24 protein-coding genes and 1 pseudogene are annotated in these 21,040 nt (G+C 60.4%); 15 read left to right on the top strand and 10 right to left on the bottom strand.

Going from position 1 to position 21,040, the window contains the following annotated elements; all coding sequences use genetic code 11:
* The 6 genes and pseudogenes from VJV58_RS00125 to VJV58_RS00100 form a co-directional block, all read left to right on the top strand.
* Window positions 1-165, top strand: a pseudogene (locus VJV58_RS00125) (ATPase); the annotation flags it as partial.
* 135 nt (window positions 166-300) lie between these two features.
* Entirely contained in the window at window positions 301-2,022 is a 1,722-nt protein-coding gene (locus tag VJV58_RS00120; protein ID WP_324135273.1) for a flagellar hook-length control protein FliK, read from the top strand.
* Entirely contained in the window at window positions 2,019-2,285 is a 267-nt protein-coding gene (locus VJV58_RS00115) for an EscU/YscU/HrcU family type III secretion system export apparatus switch protein (protein ID WP_324135272.1), read from the top strand. Before VJV58_RS00120 ends, VJV58_RS00115 begins: the two co-directional genes overlap by 4 nt.
* Window positions 2,286-2,379: 94 nt before the next feature.
* Entirely contained in the window at window positions 2,380-3,198 is an 819-nt protein-coding gene (locus VJV58_RS00110; RefSeq protein ID WP_324135271.1) for a penicillin-binding transpeptidase domain-containing protein, read from the top strand.
* A 317-nt stretch (window positions 3,199-3,515) separates the two neighbouring features.
* Window positions 3,516-4,169 (top strand): carboxymuconolactone decarboxylase family protein, encoded by a 654-nt coding sequence (locus tag VJV58_RS00105; RefSeq protein ID WP_324135270.1) that lies wholly within the window; start codon window positions 3,516-3,518, stop codon window positions 4,167-4,169.
* Window positions 4,170-4,559: 390 nt separating this feature from the next.
* Window positions 4,560-6,092, top strand: coding sequence for an acyl-CoA carboxylase subunit beta (locus tag VJV58_RS00100; protein ID WP_324135269.1), 1,533 nt, complete (start codon window positions 4,560-4,562; stop codon window positions 6,090-6,092).
* 190 nt (window positions 6,093-6,282) lie between these two features.
* Here VJV58_RS00100 and VJV58_RS00095 read toward each other — a convergent pair whose 3' ends face one another.
* Complete coding sequence (locus VJV58_RS00095; protein ID WP_324135268.1) at window positions 6,283-7,113, bottom strand: outer membrane protein; 831 nt, start codon at window positions 7,111-7,113, stop codon at window positions 6,283-6,285.
* A 275-nt stretch (window positions 7,114-7,388) separates the two neighbouring features.
* Complete coding sequence (locus VJV58_RS00090) at window positions 7,389-8,366, bottom strand: ABC transporter substrate-binding protein (protein WP_324135267.1); 978 nt, start codon at window positions 8,364-8,366, stop codon at window positions 7,389-7,391.
* A 288-nt stretch (window positions 8,367-8,654) separates the two neighbouring features.
* Between VJV58_RS00090 and VJV58_RS00085 the strand changes: the two genes are divergently transcribed.
* The gene (locus VJV58_RS00085) at window positions 8,655-8,972 is read left to right on the top strand and encodes a hypothetical protein (RefSeq protein ID WP_324135266.1); all 318 of its coding nucleotides are present in this window, start codon (window positions 8,655-8,657) and stop codon (window positions 8,970-8,972) included.
* A 260-nt stretch (window positions 8,973-9,232) separates the two neighbouring features.
* Here VJV58_RS00085 and VJV58_RS00080 read toward each other — a convergent pair whose 3' ends face one another.
* Window positions 9,233-10,360 (bottom strand): FAD-dependent monooxygenase, encoded by a 1,128-nt coding sequence (locus VJV58_RS00080; RefSeq protein ID WP_324135265.1) that lies wholly within the window; start codon window positions 10,358-10,360, stop codon window positions 9,233-9,235.
* A gap of 134 nt (window positions 10,361-10,494) precedes the next feature.
* Here VJV58_RS00080 and VJV58_RS00075 point away from each other — a divergent pair, with 134 nt between their 5' ends.
* Window positions 10,495-11,370, top strand: coding sequence for a LysR family transcriptional regulator (locus tag VJV58_RS00075; protein WP_324135264.1), 876 nt, complete (start codon window positions 10,495-10,497; stop codon window positions 11,368-11,370).
* Window positions 11,371-11,578: 208 nt separating this feature from the next.
* Here VJV58_RS00075 and VJV58_RS00070 read toward each other — a convergent pair whose 3' ends face one another.
* The 3 genes from VJV58_RS00070 to VJV58_RS00060 form a co-directional block, all read right to left on the bottom strand.
* The gene (locus VJV58_RS00070) at window positions 11,579-12,562 is read right to left on the bottom strand and encodes an ABC transporter substrate-binding protein (RefSeq protein ID WP_324135263.1); all 984 of its coding nucleotides are present in this window, start codon (window positions 12,560-12,562) and stop codon (window positions 11,579-11,581) included.
* A gap of 264 nt (window positions 12,563-12,826) precedes the next feature.
* Window positions 12,827-13,294, bottom strand: a complete 468-nt coding sequence (locus tag VJV58_RS00065; RefSeq protein WP_324135262.1) for an MAPEG family protein — start codon at window positions 13,292-13,294, stop codon at window positions 12,827-12,829.
* A 162-nt stretch (window positions 13,295-13,456) separates the two neighbouring features.
* Window positions 13,457-15,028: an amidohydrolase gene (locus VJV58_RS00060; protein WP_324135261.1), complete on the bottom strand. Its 1,572-nt coding sequence runs from the start codon at window positions 15,026-15,028 to the stop codon at window positions 13,457-13,459.
* Window positions 15,029-15,535: 507 nt separating this feature from the next.
* On the opposite strand from VJV58_RS00060, the gene VJV58_RS00055 reads away from it, so the two are divergent.
* The gene (locus tag VJV58_RS00055; RefSeq protein WP_324135260.1) at window positions 15,536-15,838 is read left to right on the top strand and encodes a twin-arginine translocation (Tat); all 303 of its coding nucleotides are present in this window, start codon (window positions 15,536-15,538) and stop codon (window positions 15,836-15,838) included.
* Window positions 15,839-15,915: 77 nt separating this feature from the next.
* Here the strand turns inward: VJV58_RS00055 and VJV58_RS00050 are convergent, their stop codons facing one another.
* Window positions 15,916-16,158 (bottom strand): GCG_CRPN prefix-to-repeats domain-containing protein, encoded by a 243-nt coding sequence (locus VJV58_RS00050; protein ID WP_324135259.1) that lies wholly within the window; start codon window positions 16,156-16,158, stop codon window positions 15,916-15,918.
* 171 nt (window positions 16,159-16,329) lie between these two features.
* Window positions 16,330-17,034, bottom strand: a complete 705-nt coding sequence (locus VJV58_RS00045; RefSeq protein WP_324135258.1) for a winged helix-turn-helix domain-containing protein — start codon at window positions 17,032-17,034, stop codon at window positions 16,330-16,332.
* Window positions 17,035-17,108: 74 nt separating this feature from the next.
* On the opposite strand from VJV58_RS00045, the gene VJV58_RS00040 reads away from it, so the two are divergent.
* The 6 genes from VJV58_RS00040 (at window position 17,109) to VJV58_RS00015 (ending at window position 20,031) form a co-directional block, all read left to right on the top strand.
* On the top strand, window positions 17,109-17,414 hold the full coding sequence (locus tag VJV58_RS00040) for an NIPSNAP family protein (RefSeq protein WP_324135257.1): 306 nt from the start codon (window positions 17,109-17,111) through the stop codon (window positions 17,412-17,414).
* A 29-nt stretch (window positions 17,415-17,443) separates the two neighbouring features.
* The gene (locus VJV58_RS00035) at window positions 17,444-17,797 is read left to right on the top strand and encodes an antibiotic biosynthesis monooxygenase (protein WP_324135256.1); all 354 of its coding nucleotides are present in this window, start codon (window positions 17,444-17,446) and stop codon (window positions 17,795-17,797) included.
* A gap of 111 nt (window positions 17,798-17,908) precedes the next feature.
* Window positions 17,909-18,232: a metalloregulator ArsR/SmtB family transcription factor gene (locus VJV58_RS00030; protein WP_324135255.1), complete on the top strand. Its 324-nt coding sequence runs from the start codon at window positions 17,909-17,911 to the stop codon at window positions 18,230-18,232.
* Window positions 18,229-18,639 (top strand): SRPBCC domain-containing protein, encoded by a 411-nt coding sequence (locus VJV58_RS00025; protein WP_324135254.1) that lies wholly within the window; start codon window positions 18,229-18,231, stop codon window positions 18,637-18,639. The genes VJV58_RS00030 and VJV58_RS00025 overlap by 4 nt, the downstream gene beginning before the upstream one ends.
* 44 nt (window positions 18,640-18,683) lie before the next feature.
* Window positions 18,684-19,076, top strand: coding sequence for a DUF1801 domain-containing protein (locus VJV58_RS00020; protein WP_324135253.1), 393 nt, complete (start codon window positions 18,684-18,686; stop codon window positions 19,074-19,076).
* Window positions 19,077-19,215: 139 nt separating this feature from the next.
* Window positions 19,216-20,031, top strand: a complete 816-nt coding sequence (locus VJV58_RS00015) for an isocitrate lyase/phosphoenolpyruvate mutase family protein (RefSeq protein ID WP_324135252.1) — start codon at window positions 19,216-19,218, stop codon at window positions 20,029-20,031.
* Between the two features lie 89 nt (window positions 20,032-20,120).
* Here VJV58_RS00015 and VJV58_RS00010 read toward each other — a convergent pair whose 3' ends face one another.
* Window positions 20,121-20,531, bottom strand: coding sequence for a hypothetical protein (locus tag VJV58_RS00010; RefSeq protein ID WP_324135251.1), 411 nt, complete (start codon window positions 20,529-20,531; stop codon window positions 20,121-20,123).
* Window positions 20,532-20,643: 112 nt separating this feature from the next.
* The coding region (locus VJV58_RS00005) for a cytochrome c (RefSeq protein WP_324135250.1) at window positions 20,644-21,040 on the bottom strand (397 nt) is incomplete at its 5' end.

The following is a 21,040-nucleotide window of genomic DNA, read 5'->3' as shown; positions in this document are numbered from 1 at the left end:
GATCAGGTCTGGGCTGCGGCTCACGTCGACGAGGACTGGAACAGCGAAAAATGGGGCATCGATGAAGAGGTTGCCGCACGGCGGGCGGCCCGCGCGATCGATTTCAGCGCGGCGGTGCGAATTTTGAACGCGCTCAATCCGTCATCGACCTCGGCCGGAAGGTGAGAACCTGGTGCCAAGCTCTTGAATCATTTCGCGCTTCGGACCGCGCGAGAGCCAAGACAAAATCCGCGTACGCTGGGCGGTTAACGAGAGGTTTACGACGCTGCGCTAGCTTGCATGGCCAAGCGAGTTCGTAGCATGTCGATTTCCGTTTCTCCGATCATTCCGGTGATTGCCGCGCAGAGCGCGGCCCCCGATCTGGTGTTGCAGCCGGGAAGCGTCGTCGACGCTCAGGTGCTGCAGATTCTCTCCGACGATCTGGTGCGCATCGCCATCGCTAACGTGTCGCTGGATGTGCTTTCGGAAATCCAGCTCGTGGTCGGACAGGCGCTGCAGCTTGCGGTTTCGCAAACGGAAACAGGCATCCGGCTCGCGGTGGTCGGGCAGGGCGCGCCGAGCGCCATGCCCGCAGACGCCATTGCTGTCCCTTCGAATGCAAGGGTCGATGCATCCGCAAAGTCTTTGCCGTCTACGGCGCTCGCGAATAGCGCATTGACGCCGCCCGAACGGATTGCGCTATCGAGCGCGGCAGAAACCGCAGCTACCCGGCAGCAAAGCCTGGCCCCGCTGTTTGCAAATCTAGGAGCCGTCGCCGGCTCCAATGATTTCCCCGCAAAACTGCAGCAGGCCATTTTGCAGGTGCTGGCGCAACGCACGAGCCTCGATCCGGAACTGACCGGCACCGAGGTCAAGAACGCATTTCAAAAATCCGGTTTATTCCTCGAAGCCGCGCTCGCATCGGAATCGGTTGCGCCGGGCGCTGGCATCCCCGATCTGAAAGCCGCTCTCCTCGTCCTCCGCCAGACGCTGGCGGCGCTTGGTTCCGCGGCACCAGTCGAAGGCGCGACGCCAATCGAGGTGGCGCCGCAGCCGACCGCCCCGGCCATTGTCAATGCCACCGTAACACAAGCTGCTGTTTCGCCGCAGTCGCCAGATCCGAAGCCGGTAGTTGTGCTGCCACAGCCGCCAGAACTTGTGCCCACGCAGTCGCCAGGGTTGGTGCCGTCGCAATCGCCTGAGATCGATCCAGCAAAGCAGAGTGCTCGAGCGCAACCGCAAACGCTGGTGCACGATGACGATTTGCGAGATGTTTTGCTGCCGGGTGCCAGTGCCCGCATCGTGCTTTCGGCAACGCCTCTCGATCGCAGCCCACGCGCGCTCGTATCTGGCGCGGCGCCTGGTGTGCTGGAGCCGACGTTCTCGCCACCGCCAAGCGACGTTGGCGTCAACTCCCTGCCGGTAGCCTCGCGGCAAAATTACACGGCTGACGTCACGTTCCACACCAACACGCCCCCGCCGCCGTTTCGCGGCGCGCTGCCTTCGGCACAGCCCATCGCCGAGCCATCAATCACATCGGGCGCATCGCTCGCAATCACCGCGCATCGGCTGGTCGGCGACACCGAGGCCGCGATCGCACGACAAACGCTGCTGCAGGTGGCCTCCGTTCCGGATCGCATCGATACAACGGGCGCGCGGAGCGATCCGATGACGCCGCGTTGGCATTTCGAAATTCCCTTTGCGACGCTGCAGGGAACCGCGATGGCGCAATTCGAAATCTCGCAGCAAGGTGGCGGCAGTGAAGTCGAAGCGGCAAAGCGGGTATGGCGCGCAAGGTTCTCGCTCGATATCGAACCCGCCGGTCCGATTCACGCGTTGATCTCGCTTGCCGGCGAGCGCACATCAGTGCGGATGTGGGCGGAGCGCCCGGCGACCGCAACTCAATTGCGCGCCGGCGCCGCGCAGCTCACCCAGGCGCTTAGCAAAGCGGAGCTGCAGCCAGGCGACATCGTGATCCGCGACGGCGCGCCTCCGCAATTGGCACCGGTGCGCGCCGGTCATTTTCTGGACCGGGCGCTATGAGCACCGAGACGCGGAATCAGCTCGCGGTCGCGCTTCACTACGACAAGACCGGAGCGCCGCGCGTTGTCGCCAAGGGCAGGGGCTCGCTCGGCGCAAAGATCATCGACGTCGCCAAGGCAAACGACATCCCGATCGAGGAGAACGAGATTCTGGCCGGCGCGCTCTCCAGGATCGAACTCGGAGATGAAATTCCCGCCGAGTTATACAAGGCGGTCGCGGAAGTGCTGGTGTTCGTGCTGCGGCTCTCGGGCCGCATTCGTTAGCGTCCCCTGCAATCTTGCAGTTCGTCACTGTCATGTTTTCACCATGATGGCATCCGCATGCTCGCGCCGCCTCAATCAAATTTGCGGATCGATCATGATCAATCGGCGTCAGGCGCTCGGTGTTGTTGCCGCAGTTGGATTCTTTCCGTCGCGCGGCTTTGCCAATGTCGCTCCCCAGCGCAGCGAAATTCGCGAGAGCCTTGCGAAGCACTTTAGTGCCGCCGGGACCGCCGGCACGTTCGTCGGCTACAAGGTGGACGAGTACCTCGTCATCGCCAGCGACAGCGTTCGTTCGGGAGAGGCAAAGCTGCCGGCCTCGACGTTCAAGATTCCCAATTCGATCATCGCGCTGGAAACCGGCGTGGTTGGCGATCCCGACACTGACGTTTTCAAGTGGGACGGCATCAAGCGCCCGATCGAGGCCTGGAATCGCGATCACACCATGCGCACCGCCATCGCGGCATCAGTCGTGCCGGTTTATCAGGAGATTGCGAGGCGCATCGGGTCGGAGCCGATGCAGAAATATCTCGATCTGTTCGAGTATGGCAATCGCAACATCGGCGGCGGCATCGATCAGTTCTGGCTCACCGGCGATCTTCGCATCGATCCGGTGCAGCAGGTCGATTTCGTCGACCGTTTGCGGCGCGGCGTATTGCCGGTCTCCAAGCGCAGCCAGGAATTGGTGCGCGATATCTTGCCTGTGACCAAGGTCGGCGACGCGGAGATCCGCGCCAAGAGCGGACTGCTGGGTGCCGAACGCGGAGAACCATCGCTGGGTTGGATGGTCGGCTGGGCCGAGAAGGGCAGCGCGAATACGGTGTTTGCCCTCAATATGGATTGCGCCGAGCCGCGCCTCGTCGCCGAGCGCATGAAAATCACCCAGCTCTGCCTGGGCGAGATCGGCGCGATCTGAATTGGCGACGCGCGAAGCTCTCTCTGGCTTGCCACTCCCACTCACGGGGTCGAGACGCGCGAAGCTCGCTCCCTCTCACTCGGGGGGAGGGCGGGCACATCGTGAGCGGAGCGAACGATGTAACGGGTGGGGGGCTGCTTTCGCTATGCAAACGACCCCACCCGACGGGCCTTCGGCCAGCCACCCTCCCCATAAAGAAGCGCCATAAAGAAGGGGAGGGATAAGTGCGGTATGGCTGTCGCTTGCTCACGGCGTGCTGGCATCGCGACAGCGCCTGCACTAGCTTCTCCCGGCACAAGAAACATCGGGAGGAAATCATGAGATCAACGATCCTGACTTCGTCGCTAGCCGTTGCCGCCGCCGGCGGCTGGTTCGCCGCGACCATGTTCGCGCCGGCCGCGACCGGCAAGGAGCCGCGCTTCCCGCAACTTACGATGGACCAGCTTGACGAAAAGCAGAAGCCGCTTGGCGAGCAGGTGATGAAGGTCTCCAGCGTCGGCCTCGCCGGCCCCTACAATCCGATGATGCGGAGCCCGGTGCTGGGCCAGCGGCTGTTCGATTTGTTTCATTACCTGCGCTGGGAAACTTCCGTTCCGACCAAGCTCAACGAGTTTGCGATCCTGATAATCGGGCGACAGTGGCGTTCGCAGGTCGAGTGGTATGCGCACGCGCCGCTGGCGGCGAAGGCGGGGCTTTCGCCTGACATCATCGCGGAGCTGAAAGCCGGCAAGCGGCCGTCCAACATGGCCGAAGATGAGGCTGTCGTGTACGACTTCGTCACCGAACTCACGACCACGCAGAAAGTGTCCGACGAGACCTATGCCCGGGCCAAGAAAGTGTTCAACGATCAGCAGATCGTGGACCTGACTGCCGTGGCCGGCAACTATGTGATGGTGGCGATGATGCTCGCGATGTCGGAGGAAACCGTGCCGCCTGGAAAGGAGCCGCCGTTCAAGGTCGGCGAGAAGTAGCGATCGCGTTTGGCCCGGTGCGGTTCTCCGTTGCCGTTGCCCATCCTTCGAGACGCACATAAGGCGTCGCGCCTTTTTTATCCGTGCCCTTGATGGGCGAGACGAGCAGAGCTCGCTCCTTGGGGTGGCTGGCCGACGACCAGTCGGGTGGAATTCGACCTAGCGTCAAGACCCCACCCGTCACATGGTCGCTCCGCTCACGATGTGCCCGCCCTCCCCACAAGCTCCACCCGGGGGAGGGATGAAGCGCAGCGCTATTCCCCATACACCTCGGCGATCTCAAACGCTGACCCACCCCTCGACATCGTCTCCGCGCCTTTGCGCTGTTTCCGGCCGGGAAAAGGTCGTGTTAGAACCCATCCAACTAAGGCCAATACGGGCGGGGCACAGATGAAAGACATCCTGGAAACCCTTGAAGAACGCCGCGCCGGCGCGCGTCTTGGTGGCGGCCGCAAGCGCATCGAGGCACAGCACGCCCGCGGCAAGCTGACGGCGCGGGAGCGAATCGAGCTTTTGCTCGACAGGGGCTCGTTCGAGGAATTCGACATGTTCGTTGAGCACCGCTCGACTGAATTCGGGATGGAAAAGACCAAGGTGCCCGGCGACGGTGTTGTCACGGGCTGGGGCACCGTCAACGGGCGCAAGACGTTCGTGTTCGCCAAGGACTTTACCGTGTTCGGCGGCTCGTTGTCCGAAACCCACGCGCAGAAAATTGTCAAAATCCAAGACATGGCGATGAAGGCGAGGGCGCCGATCATCGGCCTCTATGATGCCGGCGGCGCGCGCATCCAGGAAGGCGTCGCGGCGCTGGCCGGCTATTCCTATGTGTTTCGGCGCAATGTCATCGCCTCCGGCGTGATCCCGCAAATCAGCGTCATCATGGGGCCGTGCGCCGGCGGGGACGTATATTCGCCCGCCATGACCGATTTCATCTTCATGGTGAAGAACACCAGCTACATGTTCGTCACCGGGCCAGACGTCGTGAAGACCGTCACCAATGAGGTGGTCACGGCGGAAGAGCTCGGCGGCGCGTCCGTCCATGCGACGCGTTCGTCGATTGCGGATGGCGCATTCGAAAACGATGTCGAGACGCTACTCCAAATGCGCCGGCTGATCGATTTCCTGCCCTCCAACAACACCGATGGCGTGCCGGAATGGCCGAGTTTCGATGACATCGGCCGGGTCGAGATGTCGCTGGACACGCTGATCCCCGACAATCCCAACAAACCGTATGACATGAAGGAGTTGATCCTCAAGGTAGTCGACGAGGGCGATTTTTTCGAGATCTCCGAAGCGTTCGCAAAGAACATCGTCACGGGCTTTGGCCGGATCGCCGGCCGCACCGTCGGCTTCGTCGCCAACCAGCCGATGGTGTTGGCCGGTGTGCTCGATAGCGACGCCTCGCGAAAGGCGGCGCGCTTCGTGCGCTTCTGCGATGCCTTCAACATTCCGATCGTCACCTTTGTCGACGTCCCGGGGTTCCTGCCGGGCACCGCCCAGGAATATGGCGGCTTGATCAAGCACGGCGCCAAACTCCTGTTCGCCTATTCGCAATGCACGGTGCCCCTGGTGACGGTGATCACGCGCAAAGCTTATGGCGGCGCGTTCGACGTGATGGCGTCAAAGGAAATCGGCGCCGACATGAATTACGCCTGGCCGACGGCGCAGATCGCGGTGATGGGCGCCAAGGGAGCGGTCGAGATCATCTTCCGCTCCGATATCGGCGACACCGACGCGATCGCCGCGCGCACCAGGGAATACGAGGACCGCTTCCTGTCGCCTTTCATCGCTGCCGAGCGCGGCTACATCGATGATGTCATCATGCCGCACTCGACGCGGCGACGAATCGCACGGGCATTGGCCATGCTTCGGAACAAGCATGTCGAAACACCGATGAAGAAGCACGACAATCTGCCGTTGTGAGGAGTCGAGTTGGACGCTGACAAGGAGACCGGTTCTCGGGGTCCAACCTGGCAGCTTGGGCGTCCAACGTCGTCATGCGCGGAAGCGCGAAGCCTAAGGCGTGGATGGCCGGGACGAAACCCGGCCATGACAAACACGGATAAAAAGCCCGGCGCGAGGGCGGGCTTCGCAGTCCAGTGGTTGAAGCAAATCAATATTTTGCCAGCACCGGCCCGCCAAACTTGTAGCTGAGACCAGTGCGCACGATGTCGAGACGCAAGTTCTGCGACGATGTCAGGGCGCAACCACCGCAATCGGGGCTAAATCTGGCGGACACGTCGCTGAAGTCGATGTGCTGATACTCCGCCCGCAATATCCAGTCATGGGCGATCATCCATTCAATACCGGCGCCGGCGACCCAGCCCGTGGCGCGTGTCGACGTGTTGCTCAACGCCTCGAATTTAACGCCGTTGAGACCGCAGCCGTCCGACAAGCAGTTCAAGCCCAACGAACTTTTGACGTTGGCGAACGCGGCGCCGCCAGTCCCATAGAACATCACACGATCAACAGTCCAGCCGAGACGCGCGCGGGCCGTGGCAATTGAGTTCAGCGTGCCGCTGACTGTCCCGAATCCCCGATTATCGGTTTCGTCATCGACGCAAGCAACGCTCAGGGTATCGGTCTGTCGGCAGAACGAGTGGCTGGAGCGCACCCACTGCCAATCGCCCTCCACTCCGGCGACCAGGTTTGGCTCGAACTGCCAATTGTATCCCGCGTGAATACCGCCAATGAATGATCTGCTGCTGAACGAATCGTGCTGAAGATTGTTTCCGAGGGTGCCGCTATTCTGCGTGAAGTCCGAATTGAAGCTGTGGGATAGGCTCGCCGAGCCGATATCACCGCCGATGTAGAATCCAGTCCAATTGTAAGCCGCTTGCACCATTATCGGAGCCTTGCTGTAAGTCCGCGCGCCGAGATCGGCGGCGAGTGCGGCCGTGCAGCTGAGACCTGCGAGAACGGTTGCCAGAATTATTCTTTTCATGTGAACCTTGGTGTCCTTTGGCGTTTCTGGCGTCAAAGCCGAAAACTTTGCTTTTCAGACCGAACCGACGCAACGCTTGATGATGTGTCGTTCGCGATAAAGACCGACTCCCGCTCGCGGCGCTTCCTTCGATCGAAGGGCACCGGCTCCGATATTCACATTTGGATAGCGTGTGTGGCTGAGCTGACACAGCCACCGCGGGTCGGATGCGTCATGGCCGCTTTCAGCTTCGAGCGCTGACCAGAGGAGCGAGCCTGCGTGCCAGGCGTGAGAGGTTATTCGATCAACTCGTCGGCGGATACGATGATCGAGTTCGGCACCGTCAAGCCAAGCGCCCTGGCCGTCTTCATGTTGACGACAGTCTCGAATTTGGTTGGTCGCTCGATCGGCAGATCGGCAGGTTGCGCACCCTTAAGAACGCGATCCACATAGTACGCCAATCGCCGATACGACTCCGACAACTTGGGTCCGTAGCTACATATCGCACCGCTTCTGGCGAATGCCGGCCAACCAGAAATCACGGGTGCCCGGTGATTCATTCCGTAATCGACGATGCGCTGCCGATACTGGATGGCAAAGCCGTCCGCAAAAAGTGAGATCGCTTGTGGGGGCTGCCGATCCATCGCGGCAAAGGCGGCTGTTAGCTGCTCCTCCGATGCTGTGCCGTAAAACTCGGTTTGCAGGCCGAGCTTCCGCGCCGTCTCCTCGGAATAGGTGCGCTCTATCTGAGAGCCGGGATGCTCCGGATTGGCGATCATGGTGACGCGCTGCAAATCTGGAATGATGTCCCGCAATATTTCTAGCCGCTTCGCGTTCAGTTCGGCTGCCATGAACGTGAGGCCAGTCATGTTACCACGTGGCCGAGCCAGGCTTTCGGCGAGCCCTGCCACAACGGGATCCCCGCTAAAGACGTAAACTGATGGTATGGGCAACTTCAATTCGTACACGAGCGGAACGGCCGCTCCTTGTACAACCAAAAGATTGACAGGTTGACGCGCCAACTCGGCCGCAAGCGGCGCGACGCGCGAAAGGTCATCATCGCCATAGCGATATTCGATCTCCAGATTGCGATGCTCGCGATAACCGAACTCGGCAAGGCCGTTGCGAAATACATCGACAAAAGGAGCGAGGCTCGGCGCCTTTTGTGCGCTCAGCCAGCCGATAACAAAGACCTTTGTCGCCGTCTGCGCGCCAGCGTAGCGCGTCATCGCTGCGCTAGCGAATGCCGATGCCAAAAAAGCACGTCGGTCCATTCCAACCCTCACATACACAAGAGCGCAGTCATGCTAGCCGAATGAACTGGCCGCATCCAGCCACCAGCCACCTCGCCCCTGAGAGATCCGGGACCGTTATGAGTGGCTTTGGGCCCGGCGATCCACGTCCTTTGAGTCGAGGGACAAGCCTGGCCATAACGATGCGGAGTGAGCGCGGTGTGAGCGAAGAATTCCACGACCGCGCCAATGGCGCATCCGGCATGACAAAGCTGCCGTGAAATGAGAAAGAAGAGAGCCCAGCAGGAGAAACAGTACGGGAGAACGCCAATGCCGTTAGCTTATTTTGTCGTGCGCGCCACCGTTCCCGATCCCGCCAAGCGCAACGCATTCGACGAGTGGTACAGACGCGAGCATCTGCCCGATGCGGCCAAGGCGTTCGGCGTCAGGAAAGCCCGTCGGTTCTGGAGCGCCACCGACACCTCGCTACACGTGGCAATGTACGAGTTCGCCGATCAAGCCGCGCTCGATCGCGCCACGAATGGCGAGGCGCTGAAGACGCTAGTTGCCGAGTTCGACCGTAGCTGGCCGGAAGTGACGCGCACTCGTGAGATTCTGGTGTTGGCGGAAGAGTTCGGGGTGGGCTAAGCCGATCGAACGTCGTCCCCGCGGCACGCAGCGAGTTTTCGGATCAACCTAACAATGCGCAATGATGGAAACTGCAAGCCATGATCTTTTCCCGGAAGCGTGGCCCGACGGCAACGAACGTCGGCACAGTGCATAGGCGCTTCAGCGCCGTAAGTCGGCTTTCCTCCCCAAAGCAGATATCAGCCAGGGCACCCGGCAGGTCCGCTTTGGGCCAAAAAGCGACGTAGTCGAGTTGTCAAACCGGCGCTGCCTTCAATGCACTATGGCGCGGCAATCAGCGGCTGGAATCGATGCCTAAACATTTCTTCTCCGCGTGTTCGCAGAGCGGCATTCCGAGACTCGGGTGGCAAGCCAATGATCTGCGACACCGAAAGGCTTTCCTGCTGCACCCATCTCACCCGTGGCTTTCGCCTGGAGACGTATCGATCGAGCGCAAGTTCCACCGTTTCGGCTGAACGCAGGCACTCGGTCAACACGTAAGCGTCCTCCACGGCCATCCCGCCACCCTGACCCATCATCGGTGAGCTCGCGTGAGCGGCGTCGCCGATGAGCACGACGCGGCCGCGGTGCCACTCTTCTTGGTTCACCCACTCGACCGTAGAGCAGTGGACTTGCTCATCACACTCCAATGCGGCGAGAAATTCCTGAACAGGCTCGGCAAACCCGTCAAAGCGACGCCGCAGGCGTGCCAGCCGGCCGCGCACGTCATCGTGGAAACGCGGCTCGGCAACATGGCCAAATCCGTAAGTGTGGCCACCGCCAACCGGACAGAGGCCGAAGAAGCACCGGTCTCCGAAGAAGAACCGCAAATCAGAGAGCTTGGTCGGCCGCATCGGTACAACGCTGCGCCAAGCAATATGACCGGCGCCGACGGGCGGATTCGCCCCGAAAGCTAGTTCACGAATGCCGGAGGATATGCCATCGGCACCGACCACAAGATCGTACCGGCCGCTGGATCCGTCGCTGAAGCAGATCGAAACACCATCATGATCTTGCAGCAACGCGGTGACAGAGATGCCCAGGCGGCACGGCAGTGCGGTCACGCCAGTCAATAAGGCTTGTTGCAGCTTGGCGCGTTCGATTCCGATGAACGGCCCGACGCCGTTCCAGAAATCCTGGAGATCGATCTCGCACAGGAGTTCACCTTGTCGATCGCAGAAAGCCCATTGATGCAGCGCAATTCCGCGATCCGCAACGGCGCAGTCTAGGTGGAGTGCCCGCAAGGCGCGCATCGCGTTCGGCTGAATGGCCATTCCAGCGCCGAGCGCCTGCCAGATCGAATTGCGTTCTATTAGATCAACCTGGAAGCCCTGCGCGTGCAAAGCCGTCGCTAACGTGAGCCCGGCAATTCCGCCTCCTGCGATCAAGGTCCTGTCCGGTTCAACCATGGGTGCTCCTGGCCGCCTGCGCTACCCGGCCGCTGTGTCGGTCGGGCATTGTATTTCAGTGACAGGAGCGGGATAATCCACGATCTCGGAACAACATTGATGAGTTTTTAGAACGAATGGATGCCCCCGGAAACATGCGGGCTTTCGTCCGCGTGGTCGAGCAGCAAAGCTTTTCGGCCGCTGCGGCATCACTCGGGCTAACACCCTCGGCAGTTTCCCGGCTGGTGAGCAAGCTCGAAGATCGTCTCGGCGTGCGCCTTCTTCACCGCACGACACGACGGCTGACGCTGACCTCGGAAGGTGAGGTTTATTTCGCCCGCGCGCGCTCGATCCTGGCCGATATCGATGAGACCGAGGTGGAAGTGAGGAAATTAGGCGCCGCTCCCCGCGGCCGACTCAGGATCAATACCAGCAATGCATTCGGCATGCGCCAGCTCGTTCCGGCGCTGCCGCACTTTCTGCAGCGCTATTCCGAGATCGAGGTCGAACTGTCGTTTGCCGACCGCGCCATGGACTTGATCACCGAGCATGCCGACATCGCGATCCGTGCCGGTCAGATCAACGAACTGTCGTTGCGTGGGCAGAAATTTGCCGAGTTCGAGCGGATTATCTGCGCCGCGCCATCTTACCTTGAGAGACGTGGGGTGCCTCGCAATGCGACAGATCTCGCCAAGCACGACTGCATTCTTGCGGTTCCGTCCACCCCCTGGCCGTTTCATACGCGCAATGGCACCGAGGCTCTGAATATTCTGCCGCGGGTCTCGAGCGACAATGGTGAGGCGGCGCTGCAACTGGCGCTCGACGGCGTCGGGATCGTGCGGCTTGCCGATGTCATCGTGGGGGACGCAATCCGCTGCAGACGGCTGGTCCCGTTGCTGACGGACGTTCACCAACGCGAGCTGGTTCCTTTGTCCGCGGTCTATGCGCCGGGACGCCAGCGCCTCCCCAAGATCAGCGTTTTTCTCGATTTCCTCGTGGAACGATTCGGCTCAGCGCCTTGGCGGCAGTAATTCAGCCGCGAGCCCGTTCCATATCATATCGGCTTGGGGTCATTGGGCGACATTGCCCCGCGCCCACGCCACTTCCGCTTTGCCGCGGATAGCGGACATTCGGCGAGGCGGTCGGGAAGTCCGTTAAGGGCCAACTCCATACAGGGGCTCTGTAAAAGCAACCCCGCAATGCGGCTGAATGGCCTCCGAAGCACTGGGCGGCATCAACTCACTCGATCACCTCGTCGGCTTGAGCGAGCATTGCTGGCCGAACAACGAGGCCCAGTGCGTTCGCAGTCTTGAGATTCAGCACGAACTCGAACTTGGTCGGCTGCTCGACGGGGAGGTCGGCTGGCTTCGCACCGCTCAAAATCTTATCCACGTAGATGGCAGTGCTGCGAAACCGGTCGATGCTGCTAGGCGCATACGACGAGAGTCCCCCAGCCTCGACATACTCCCTGTAGGGGTACATCGCTGGCAGCCGTCCGTTTGCCGCGAAGGCGGTGATCTTGTTTCTGTATGAAAGTAAGAAGCGATCCGCCAACACGATGAGCGCGTCGGGCCGCGCCCGGCCAATCGTGTCAAAGGCTCGCTCGAAATCATCCATTCGGCTAGCCTGTACCACGGGCTGTAGTGTCACGCTCAGTGCGGCGGCGGCGGCCTCGGTTTGTCGATAAAATTCCACGCCCATGCTGGCCGCGTTCCAGAGTACGGCAACGCGCGAGAGCCCGGGAACCACGTCCTTCAAAATCTGCAGGCGCTTCCCTTCCAACTCCGGCCCCGTGAAAGTGAACCCCGTGACGTTCCCGCCTGGCCGGGCGTAACTGGCCACGAGCCCGGCGTTAATCGGACTGCCACTCGACGAAAAGACGACAGGGATCGTGTCCGTCGCCTGCTTGGCGGCAAGAGTACCGGGCGTGCCCGTTGTCACGATGACGTCGGGTTTTAGCCGGACCAGTTCGATCGCCAACTGCGGGAGTTCATCATCTTGTCCTTCGGCCCACCGGTAGTCGATCGTGATGTTCTCGCCCTCAACGTGGCCCAGTTCGCGAAGCTTTTGCCGGAACGCGTCTAGGACACGCCGCTCCAAGCTGGAGGAGGAAGTGCCAAGGTAACCGATCCGTGATACCTTTCGGGTTCGCTGCGCACGCGCGGTGAACGGCCATGGCACCGCTGCGCCGCCAATCAAGCTGATGAGGTCGCGCCGCTTCATTTAGCTCGCCCTGAACATCAAAGTCCGTGCCTTGTGCAATGGCATAGGATAGCACTTCGCGTGCAGCAAACGGCACAAATCCGACTTGCGAGCAGGTCAAGGCCATTTCGGAGTTGGGTCATTCGCCGACGTCTCAGCGCATCCTGACGATGTCTGCACTACCCTCCAAGAGCGGATACCCGCCGGCTCGCTTGGGATGTCGGCTTCGTGCCAGACTCGGACATGGCAAAGCGGGGCGTCCTGCAAAAAATTGACCAGCGCTAATCACTGCCACAACGCAACGAGAAGCGTCCAGCAGCACATAAAGATCAGAATCAGAGAACCCACAGTCCAGAGCGTTGCGCGTGTGTCGTGAGTCCTCGCCGTGAAATAGGCTGCAAAATGCAAGAGCCGCGAAATGACATAGCCATACAGCAGCCATTGAGCGAGCATCAAGGATGGCTCTGTCAGAATGAAGAGAAATCCTGAGACGAGGAAGAACGGCAAATTTTCAAGGTCATTCAGCTGAATTCGCCTGATGCGATCCACATATTCGTTGGGAGCCAATTGTTCAGCACTTGGATTTGGGTTGAGCACCGTCTTCTTGATGTCTTCTGGCGAACGAAATCCGCCTCTTACCTGCATCATCCGTACGACCGTCAGCCATGACATCGTGACGGCTTTCAGAATCATTACCGAAGCTGCAATCACGTAAGTGGTAAAAAGCGGATTCTGAAAGCTGAGCTTGTCCAATTGAAGACTCCTCTTCGACGTCTATCGCCTCATTATTCGATCATACCGATGCGGTATCGCGCTAGCGCTCACGTCCGCGTTCGTCACTGCTGGAAGTCGCTTCCCGACCGGGCGGCTTCCGCTTTGCTTGCGAGAGCAGACGTTAGGTGCACTGTTAATCGTTCAACGCTGAAAGACGACTTTGCCGCCCACCATGGTGATGTCGGTTTTGATCTCCTTGATCTGATCGTCTGGTACGGTCATGAAGTCCGCGGAAAGCACAGCCAAATCGGCCAGCTTGCCGGGTTCGAGGCTGCCCTTCCGCGCTTCGTCGAACATGTATCGAGAGGCTGAACTTGTATAGAGACGGAGTGCCTGCTCGCGGCTGATCGCCTCCGAGCCACCATAAACGTTCCCGTTCGGATCTTTCCTCGTAACCATGATGAACATGTTGAGGAAGGGATTGATCGGGTTGACCGGGAAATCCGTTCCGGCGCCGAGGTTGTCCATTCCCATCTGTTCGATCAACGTTTTGGTAGGCAATGCGCGGTTGGCGGTCGCCTTTCCTAGAAAGCGCTCGACGGTGGCCGCCTTGTCCCACATGAACACGTTTTGGAAATCGATCCGGACGCCAAGGCGCCGGGCGCGCTCCATTTGCTCGGGCCTGATTAAGCTTGCATGAATAAGTACAAAGCGGCGATCTCGAATCGATTTCTCTTTGTCGGCAGCTTCAAAGGCGTCCAGCACCTGATCGATACCCAGGTCTCCAACCACATGAACGCCAACGCGCCAATCGAATCGGTTGCAAATCGAGACCAGCTGTTTCAGCCGCTCAGGCGTCTGTTGGGCGATACCGTGATAGTCATCATGAGAATCCGGATATGCCTCGCGCATCAGGGCGGTCTTCAAGGTCATGCCGCCATCGTAAAAGATTTTGATTCCCGCAAACCTGAGCCAATCGTCGCCAAAACCGGACGAAGCCCCATTGCCGCTGATCATCGTCTCCCAGACCGACATATCAGCCGGCGGCTCGGGACGAAACATGACACCCACCCGCAGGGACGCGTCACCTGAACGTACGATCTTCTGGAGGGTGCGTATGTCGCGCGCTTCGGTTGCCCCCTCAACGGCGCTTGTGATGCCATAGCTGTTCAGTACGCCTTCGGCTATTTTGAACTGACGAATTTCATCCTCTTCCGTAAAGGGGGGCACGGCTTTTTCAACGCGGTCGATTGCGGTCTCGACGAGCACGCCCGTGAGTTCTCCCGAGGCATCTTTCTCGAATGAACCACCGCTCGGATTGGAGGTGGTTTTATCGATGCCGGCCTTCTGCAGAGCTAGTGTATTAGCCATCGAAAAGTGACCGACGGTGCGGAGATAAACCGGATTATTAGGCGCGACGCTGTCGATCTCTTGCCGCGTCAGATAGCGCTTTTCGTCCAACTGGGATGGGGGGTGCCACGCGCTGCTGGTGATCCATTCGCCTGGTTTTTTCTTTGCCGCAAATGCCTTGATCGCATCGAGCGCTTCCGCCACGCTTCTCGCCCGGCTCATGTTGACGACGTATTCCGCGAGCCCCGCAGCTTTGAAATGCGCGTGTGTGTCGATCAGTCCGGGAACGACGGACCGGCCTCCGAGGTCGATAACTCTCGTTTGAGGCCCCGCCGATTGCTTTATAGTCGCATTGTTGCCGACAAGCAGAATCTTGCCGTTACGGACCGCCAGCGCTTCGGCCACTGTTGAGCGACCGTCCATCGTAAGAACTTTTCCGTTCGTCAGGATAAGTTCAGGTGAATTTACATCGGCATTTTGCGCAGTGGCCCAGGGCGCGCAGGCAGTTCCAACAATCATTCCGAGCGCGAGCACTCCAACTCTACGTACCATGGCCGTCTTCCTCCAATTAGAGTCAGTTGATTGTTTTTGTTCTGTTCGGCCTTCATCAAGCCCGTAAGCCCGAAGGCGAACTGATCCTGTTCGCCAACGACGACCTAGTCAAATTCCTCGAAACCAGCACGAGCGCTGCCGCGCGAGCTGGGCAGACACCTGTAATGTCGCGACCAAGTGCCATCTAGGCCGGCGACGCGGGCGGGGGCCTCCGCAGGGATGACCTCGAGTGGTGGTCAGCTATTCAGATCGGAAAGGTGTGTGCGAGAATATTGCCGCTCCTTCTTCACTCCACCGGCTGCCGGTTCAGCGGCCATTCATGTCGGCACAGCCAAAATTTCGGCGCATCACATCACTTGATCCGAACAGGGAGATGTCATGGAACGCCGTCACTTTTTGAAACTCGCGCTCGGATTCACCGCCGGGGCGACTGCGCTGGCCGCCACCGCGCGGGCCGCCCCGATTTCGCCGCAGCCGATGGTGAAACCCGAGAATCTGCCGCCGGCCGATCGCGATGTTCACTCCGCCGTCACATCGCAGGCAGAGGTCGAGCACCTCAAGCCCGAACAGGTGCGCTGGCATGGACGTCATTGGGGCTGGCGTCATCGTCACTGGGGATGGCGTCACCGCCATTGGGGTTGGCGTCGCCGGCACTGGCGCCGTTGGCATCGCCGCTACTAGTAAACCGGAAGTCGCCGGTCAAAACAAAACCCCGCACCAGCGGGGTTTTGCATCTTGGGAATGATTTCTTGTTGACGTTAGAACGGGCGGCAGCGTCCATAGCGCCAGCTAAAGCCGCGCGGGCAGATTCGGCCGCGAGGCATCACGACGACCCCAGGACGCTCCATCACGCGGGGTGCGACCACGACGACGCCACGATTTGGACGGCATCCACCATAGGGGCCGCGGTGGAAACCGGGGCCGCAGCCGCCGGCGGCATTTGCGGCGCTGAAGCCTGCCACCGTGCTTGCAACCAAAGCTGCTGCGAAAACGTATTTCATGTCTTCTCCCCTTTGTTGGACCGCGATGCGGCTTCCAGAACACTGTTATAGTCCGACGCACCGGCCATCTAAACCATCGAACTGTCGCGAGGCTAACCATGGGCGCGTGAACACCTCATGAATGCCAACACCGACAAATCTCGAGCAGCAATCAAGCAAGAAAGAGAGGAATTAGCGGCGCTCTTCGGCGTGGCCGAATAGTTCTGCGAAGCGCCTCTCGCCATTGCGGGTGAAGTTCACGACGCGGCTTCCCGGCGCACTGTCGCGCGCGGCCCATTTCAGTTCGGTGAACCGCGTCATGATCGCCGCGCCCAGGGTTCCGGCGAGATGATGCCGTCGCTCGCTCCAATCCAGACAGGCTTTGCATACGGGTCGGCGCGGATGGGCCAATGCTTCAGGCGAGATCTGCAGGGCGCTCGCCAGAAAACGCTCGCCTTCGCTCGTGAGCTGGATCTCCTGCTTCTTCTGGCGGACCAGGCGTTGCGTCCTCATGCTGTCGAGCATCTGCACGCCGAGGTCTCCGGCGAGATGGTCGTAGCAAATTCGCGCGCGTCGCAACGCAGGATCCTTGGGGCCGGTGCGCACGCGCATGTGACCCGCTCGCGCGGCAAGCCCGGCCAGTCCCTCCAGAACGCCGGCGACATCGGGATCGCTGAGGCGATAGTAGCGATGCCGCCCCTGCTTTTCAGGTTCGATCAGTCCGCCGGTTTCCAGCTTGGAAAGATGCGAACTCGCGGTCTGCCGTGTCACGCCGGCCTCGTGCGCCAGTTCGCTCGCGGTCAGGGCGCGGCCGGTCATGAGCGCGGTCAGCATGTTGGCGCGCGCCGGATCGCCAACCAGGGACGCAATCATCGCAATGTCGGGGCCTGCTTTCATGGTTCGATACTAGCCGAACCATCGATGCCGATCAAGGCGCTATCGTGAACTCGATACAACAGTCGGAGGTTCCCTTGGCCATCACCGTCTTCATCCGCTACCAGCTCGATCCGTTCAAGCGCGAGATGTTCGAGCAATACGCCAAACGTTGGAACACGATTATTCCAAAATGCGGTGGTGATCTCATCGGCTACTGGATGCCGCATGAAGGCACCAACAACATCGCATTTGCGCTGATTTCCTTCGATAATCTCGCGGCCTATGAAAATTACCGCGCACGGCTCCGCGCCGATCCGGAAGGCATCGCAAATTTCGGCTACGCCGAGGAAAACAAGATGCTCCTGGCGGAGGAGCGAAGCTTCTTGCGAAAGGTGACATAGTAGGCCTCGAGGACAAACAGGAGACATGAATGATCGCGGTGATTTTCGAAGTCTGGCCCAAACCGGAACATAAGCAGCAGTATCTTGATCTGGCGGCCGAACTCAGGCCGATTCTTGAGAAGATTGACGGTTTCGTTTCGATCGAGCGGTTCGAAAGCCTGACTGAAAAAGGCAAAATCCTGTCCCTGTCATTTTTCCGCGATGAGGCCGCGGTCGAAAAATGGCGCAACACACCCCAGCATCGCAGAAGCCAGAGCAAGGGTCGCGCGACCATCTTCGAAAATTACCGGATACGCATTGCGGGCGTGATCCGGGACTACGGCATGAACGAACGCGCGCAGGTGCCCAAGGACAGCCTCGCCTTGCACGATGCGAAAACATGATCCTGGGTCATCTTCGCAACCCGTGCGCATGGCAGATCACGTTCCGGCTTGACGCATACATATCCCGGCGTTTATACGTCAGATCAATAACTACTGGGTTATCGATTGCAAATGCGGAACTCTCATGACGTGCTGTTCAGAACCCTCGGTGACCCGACCCGTCGCGCTATTTTCGAACGACTGTGCCGCGATGGAGAGCAGACGGTCGGGGCGCTAACGGCTCGTGCAGGCGTTTCCCAACCGGCCGTCTCGAAGCATCTTGGGCTCCTCAAGCGAGCGGGGCTGGTGCGCGACCGCCATGAGGGGCGCCAGACCCATTACAGCGCGCAGCTCGGCGCGCTCGCCCCGCTGATCGACTGGACAAGCCAAATGACCGGGTTCTGGCAAAGCCGATTCGACCAACTCGAAGATTTGCTCAAGAGGATGGACCAATGACCCATACAGCAACCCAAACGCTCTCAGTAGTGGTCGAACGTGAGATACCGCATCCGCCCGAAAAGATCTGGCGCGCGCTCACTCAACCCCACCTGATCGAGGAGTGGCTGATGAAGAATGACTTCAAGCCTGTCTTGGACCACCGTTTCAGTTTTCGCGGGGACTGGGGTGCTGTTGACTGCCAAGTGACGGCAGTGGAGCCGAGCAAGACGCTGTCTTACACCTGGGCGGCCTACGGCCTCGAGAGTGTGGTCAATTGGACGCTCACCCCCACGAAAACGGGGACGCACTTGCGCATGGAACAGATCGGCTTCCGGCCGGACCAGCAGCAGGCTTATCAGGGGGCCAAGGTCGGCTGGCAGCGGTTCTTTGCGTCGCTGGAGAAAGTGTTGGCGCGGGGTGACTGACTCCGCCGGGGCAATTCACGCGTAGCGAGCGAGGTGCAGACCATATGAAGAAGGCCGTAGCAAAAAAGGGGGAATCGCCTTCTCGGCTGATCGACGCAAGAATCAAGGAACTGGACGACTGGAGGGGCAAGATGCTTGCCCGTGTCCGCGCTCTCATCAAACAGGCTGACCCCGAGGTGGTGGAGGAGTGGAAGTGGCGAGGTGTTCCGGTTTGGTCTCACGACGGGCTGATCTGCACCGGCGAGACGTACAAGAGCGTGGTCAAGCTGACTTTCGCCAAGGGCGCTTCACTCAAAGACCCTTCAGGTCTGTTCAACTCCAGCCTCGAAGGTAACGTCAGGCGCGCAATCGATTTGCATGAGGGCGATGAAATAGATGCGAATGCGTTCAAGACGCTGATACGCGGCGCCGTTGCTCTGAACTCTTCGAAGCGATAATCGGAACGCGGCGCCGCCACTCGTTCGCCTCTGTGCAAGAGGCGTCGTTGGTTGAACCGCAGCCGCCGTGCGGCGCTAGCGTGCTGCGCGGTTGATCGATATCGTCCGACCAAGAGAGCCCAAGGCAGGGGAGGCATGAATGCCGGTAACGACAGCGGACAAGCGCGCCGCATTTCGCAAAATGCATGCAGCCGGCTGCTTCGTGCTGCCGAATCCTTGGGACATTGGGAGCGCTCGGGCGCTGCAGCACCTGGGGTTCAAGGCGCTCGCCTCCACCAGCGCGGGCTTTGCTTGGTCGATCGGCAAGCCCGACAATCGGGTGACGCTCGACGACGTCTGCCAGCATCTGACAGCGCTATGCGGCGCAGTCGATCTTCCCGTCAATGCCGATTTCGAAGGCGGATTTGCGCACGAACCGGACAAGGTCGCAGCGAACGTGGCGCGCGGGGTCAGGACCGGCGTTGCCGGGCTGTCGATTGAGGATTCCACGGGCGATGCCGCTAAGCCGCTGTACGAGCGCGACCTCGCGATCGAGCGCATCAGGGCCGCGCGCGCCGCCATTGATGCTGACAACAGCGGCGTGCTGTTGACCGGCCGCTGTGAAGGCTTTCTGGTCGGGCAGAACGATCTGGAAATGGTGATCGGCAGGTTGCAAGCCTATGCGGAAGCGGGCGCGGATTGCCTATACGCACCGGGCATTCGCTCAAAGGAGCAGATATCGGCTATCGTAAAGGCGGTGCATCCGAAACCCGTCAACCATTTGCAGGGTTGGCCTGGTCTGTCGGTTGCGGAAATCGCCGAACTGGGCGTTCGCCGCATCAGCGTCGGCGGAGCGCTAGCGCGGGTCGCGTGGGCAGGGTTTATGCGCGCCGCGAGCGAGATTTCAGAGAACGGTACGTTCACCGAACTTGGCGCCGGCCACCCTCGCGACGAGTTACATAAAATGTTCGGCTGAGAAGATGTCAGTCTGACACGCCTGCAGCGGGCGATGGCTGCCCGCTGCAGGTGATTTACTGACGCTGCGCGTTGCCAAGCGATAGCTTACTACTTGCTCGGCGGTGCCGCGGGGTTTGGAGCCGGAGAGGGCGCCGTCTGCGGTTGCGCCGGCGCAGCACCGGTGGTCACGCCCTTATCGGTGTTGGGGCCCGGGGTCACGTTACGCATTCCCGGAGGTGCCGCGGGTGGTGATGTGGACTGCGTGTTCTGCGCCGTCGAAGACGTGCCCGCGTGATTCACGGTGGTGTTGTTCAGGCCGTAAAACACCGCGCCAAGTACAACGGCGATCGCAATCGCGAACGCCGCGATTTTGCCGCCGCTGGGCGGTCCCTCGGCCAGATCGGGGTCCATCTGCGCTTCGCGTTCGAGACGATTCGCGCGGCGAAGATCGTCATCAGCGGAAGTGAAGCGATACGGATCGTCAGGAGAACGGTAGGGATCGTTCGGACTGTAGGCCATGATCGGTTCCTCCATCAAACCGAGACAACCCTCGGCGGCCGATCGAGGTCCATTAGTCGAAGCATTCTTTCCCTACTGCGGCGGGAACTCGGCGCGGGAACCGGGTTCCCACCTACGATCCTCGCGCTTTCTTGACCTGTTCAGGCGTCACCAGAGGGGCGGCATTGCCCCAAGAATTGCGGATGTAATTGGCGACGTCGGCAATCTCCTGGTCGGAGAGTTGTTTGGCATAGGCCGGCATCGATCCGGGGTTCGGGGCGCGCGGCGTGGTCACGCTCTGCACGCCTTCCAGGATGATCCGCAGCGTGCTGGCAGGGTCGGTGGATTGCAGATTGGCATTGCCCGGCAGCGGCGGATAGATGCGCGGCGCGCCGCCGCCATCCGCTTCATGGCACGACACGCAGGCGTGCGCGTAGATCGCCTGTCCGGCGTTCATGGCCGACTGCGGCGGCGGCGCGACGTCCGGCTCCGGCACGCCCGGAGGCAGGTCCTTAAGATAAACCGCGATC

It is taken from the genome of Bradyrhizobium sp., from assembly GCF_035273305.1.
Lineage (GTDB): Bacteria > Pseudomonadota > Alphaproteobacteria > Rhizobiales > Xanthobacteraceae > Bradyrhizobium.
Note: the sequence above shows the minus strand (reverse complement) of the source record. Positions and strands in the feature narration are given on the sequence as shown.

Coding starts and splice junctions, on each gene's coding strand:
- VJV58_RS00120 (WP_324135273.1), top strand. CDS start 301: ATGTCGATTTCCGTTTCTCCGATCATTCCGGTGATTGCCGCGCAGAGC.
- VJV58_RS00115 (WP_324135272.1), top strand. CDS start 2,019: ATGAGCACCGAGACGCGGAATCAGCTCGCGGTCGCGCTTCACTACGAC.
- VJV58_RS00110 (WP_324135271.1), top strand. CDS start 2,380: ATGATCAATCGGCGTCAGGCGCTCGGTGTTGTTGCCGCAGTTGGATTC.
- VJV58_RS00105 (WP_324135270.1), top strand. CDS start 3,516: ATGAGATCAACGATCCTGACTTCGTCGCTAGCCGTTGCCGCCGCCGGC.
- VJV58_RS00100 (WP_324135269.1), top strand. CDS start 4,560: ATGAAAGACATCCTGGAAACCCTTGAAGAACGCCGCGCCGGCGCGCGT.
- VJV58_RS00095 (WP_324135268.1), bottom strand. CDS start 7,113: ATGAAAAGAATAATTCTGGCAACCGTTCTCGCAGGTCTCAGCTGCACG.
- VJV58_RS00090 (WP_324135267.1), bottom strand. CDS start 8,366: ATGGACCGACGTGCTTTTTTGGCATCGGCATTCGCTAGCGCAGCGATG.
- VJV58_RS00085 (WP_324135266.1), top strand. CDS start 8,655: ATGCCGTTAGCTTATTTTGTCGTGCGCGCCACCGTTCCCGATCCCGCC.
- VJV58_RS00080 (WP_324135265.1), bottom strand. CDS start 10,360: ATGGTTGAACCGGACAGGACCTTGATCGCAGGAGGCGGAATTGCCGGG.
- VJV58_RS00075 (WP_324135264.1), top strand. CDS start 10,495: ATGCGGGCTTTCGTCCGCGTGGTCGAGCAGCAAAGCTTTTCGGCCGCT.
- VJV58_RS00070 (WP_324135263.1), bottom strand. CDS start 12,562: ATGAAGCGGCGCGACCTCATCAGCTTGATTGGCGGCGCAGCGGTGCCA.
- VJV58_RS00060 (WP_324135261.1), bottom strand. CDS start 15,028: ATGGACGGTCGCTCAACAGTGGCCGAAGCGCTGGCGGTCCGTAACGGC.
- VJV58_RS00055 (WP_324135260.1), top strand. CDS start 15,536: ATGGAACGCCGTCACTTTTTGAAACTCGCGCTCGGATTCACCGCCGGG.
- VJV58_RS00050 (WP_324135259.1), bottom strand. CDS start 16,158: ATGAAATACGTTTTCGCAGCAGCTTTGGTTGCAAGCACGGTGGCAGGC.
- VJV58_RS00045 (WP_324135258.1), bottom strand. CDS start 17,034: ATGAAAGCAGGCCCCGACATTGCGATGATTGCGTCCCTGGTTGGCGAT.
- VJV58_RS00035 (WP_324135256.1), top strand. CDS start 17,444: ATGATCGCGGTGATTTTCGAAGTCTGGCCCAAACCGGAACATAAGCAG.
- VJV58_RS00030 (WP_324135255.1), top strand. CDS start 17,909: ATGCGGAACTCTCATGACGTGCTGTTCAGAACCCTCGGTGACCCGACC.
- VJV58_RS00025 (WP_324135254.1), top strand. CDS start 18,229: ATGACCCATACAGCAACCCAAACGCTCTCAGTAGTGGTCGAACGTGAG.
- VJV58_RS00020 (WP_324135253.1), top strand. CDS start 18,684: ATGAAGAAGGCCGTAGCAAAAAAGGGGGAATCGCCTTCTCGGCTGATC.
- VJV58_RS00015 (WP_324135252.1), top strand. CDS start 19,216: ATGCCGGTAACGACAGCGGACAAGCGCGCCGCATTTCGCAAAATGCAT.
- VJV58_RS00010 (WP_324135251.1), bottom strand. CDS start 20,531: ATGGCCTACAGTCCGAACGATCCCTACCGTTCTCCTGACGATCCGTAT.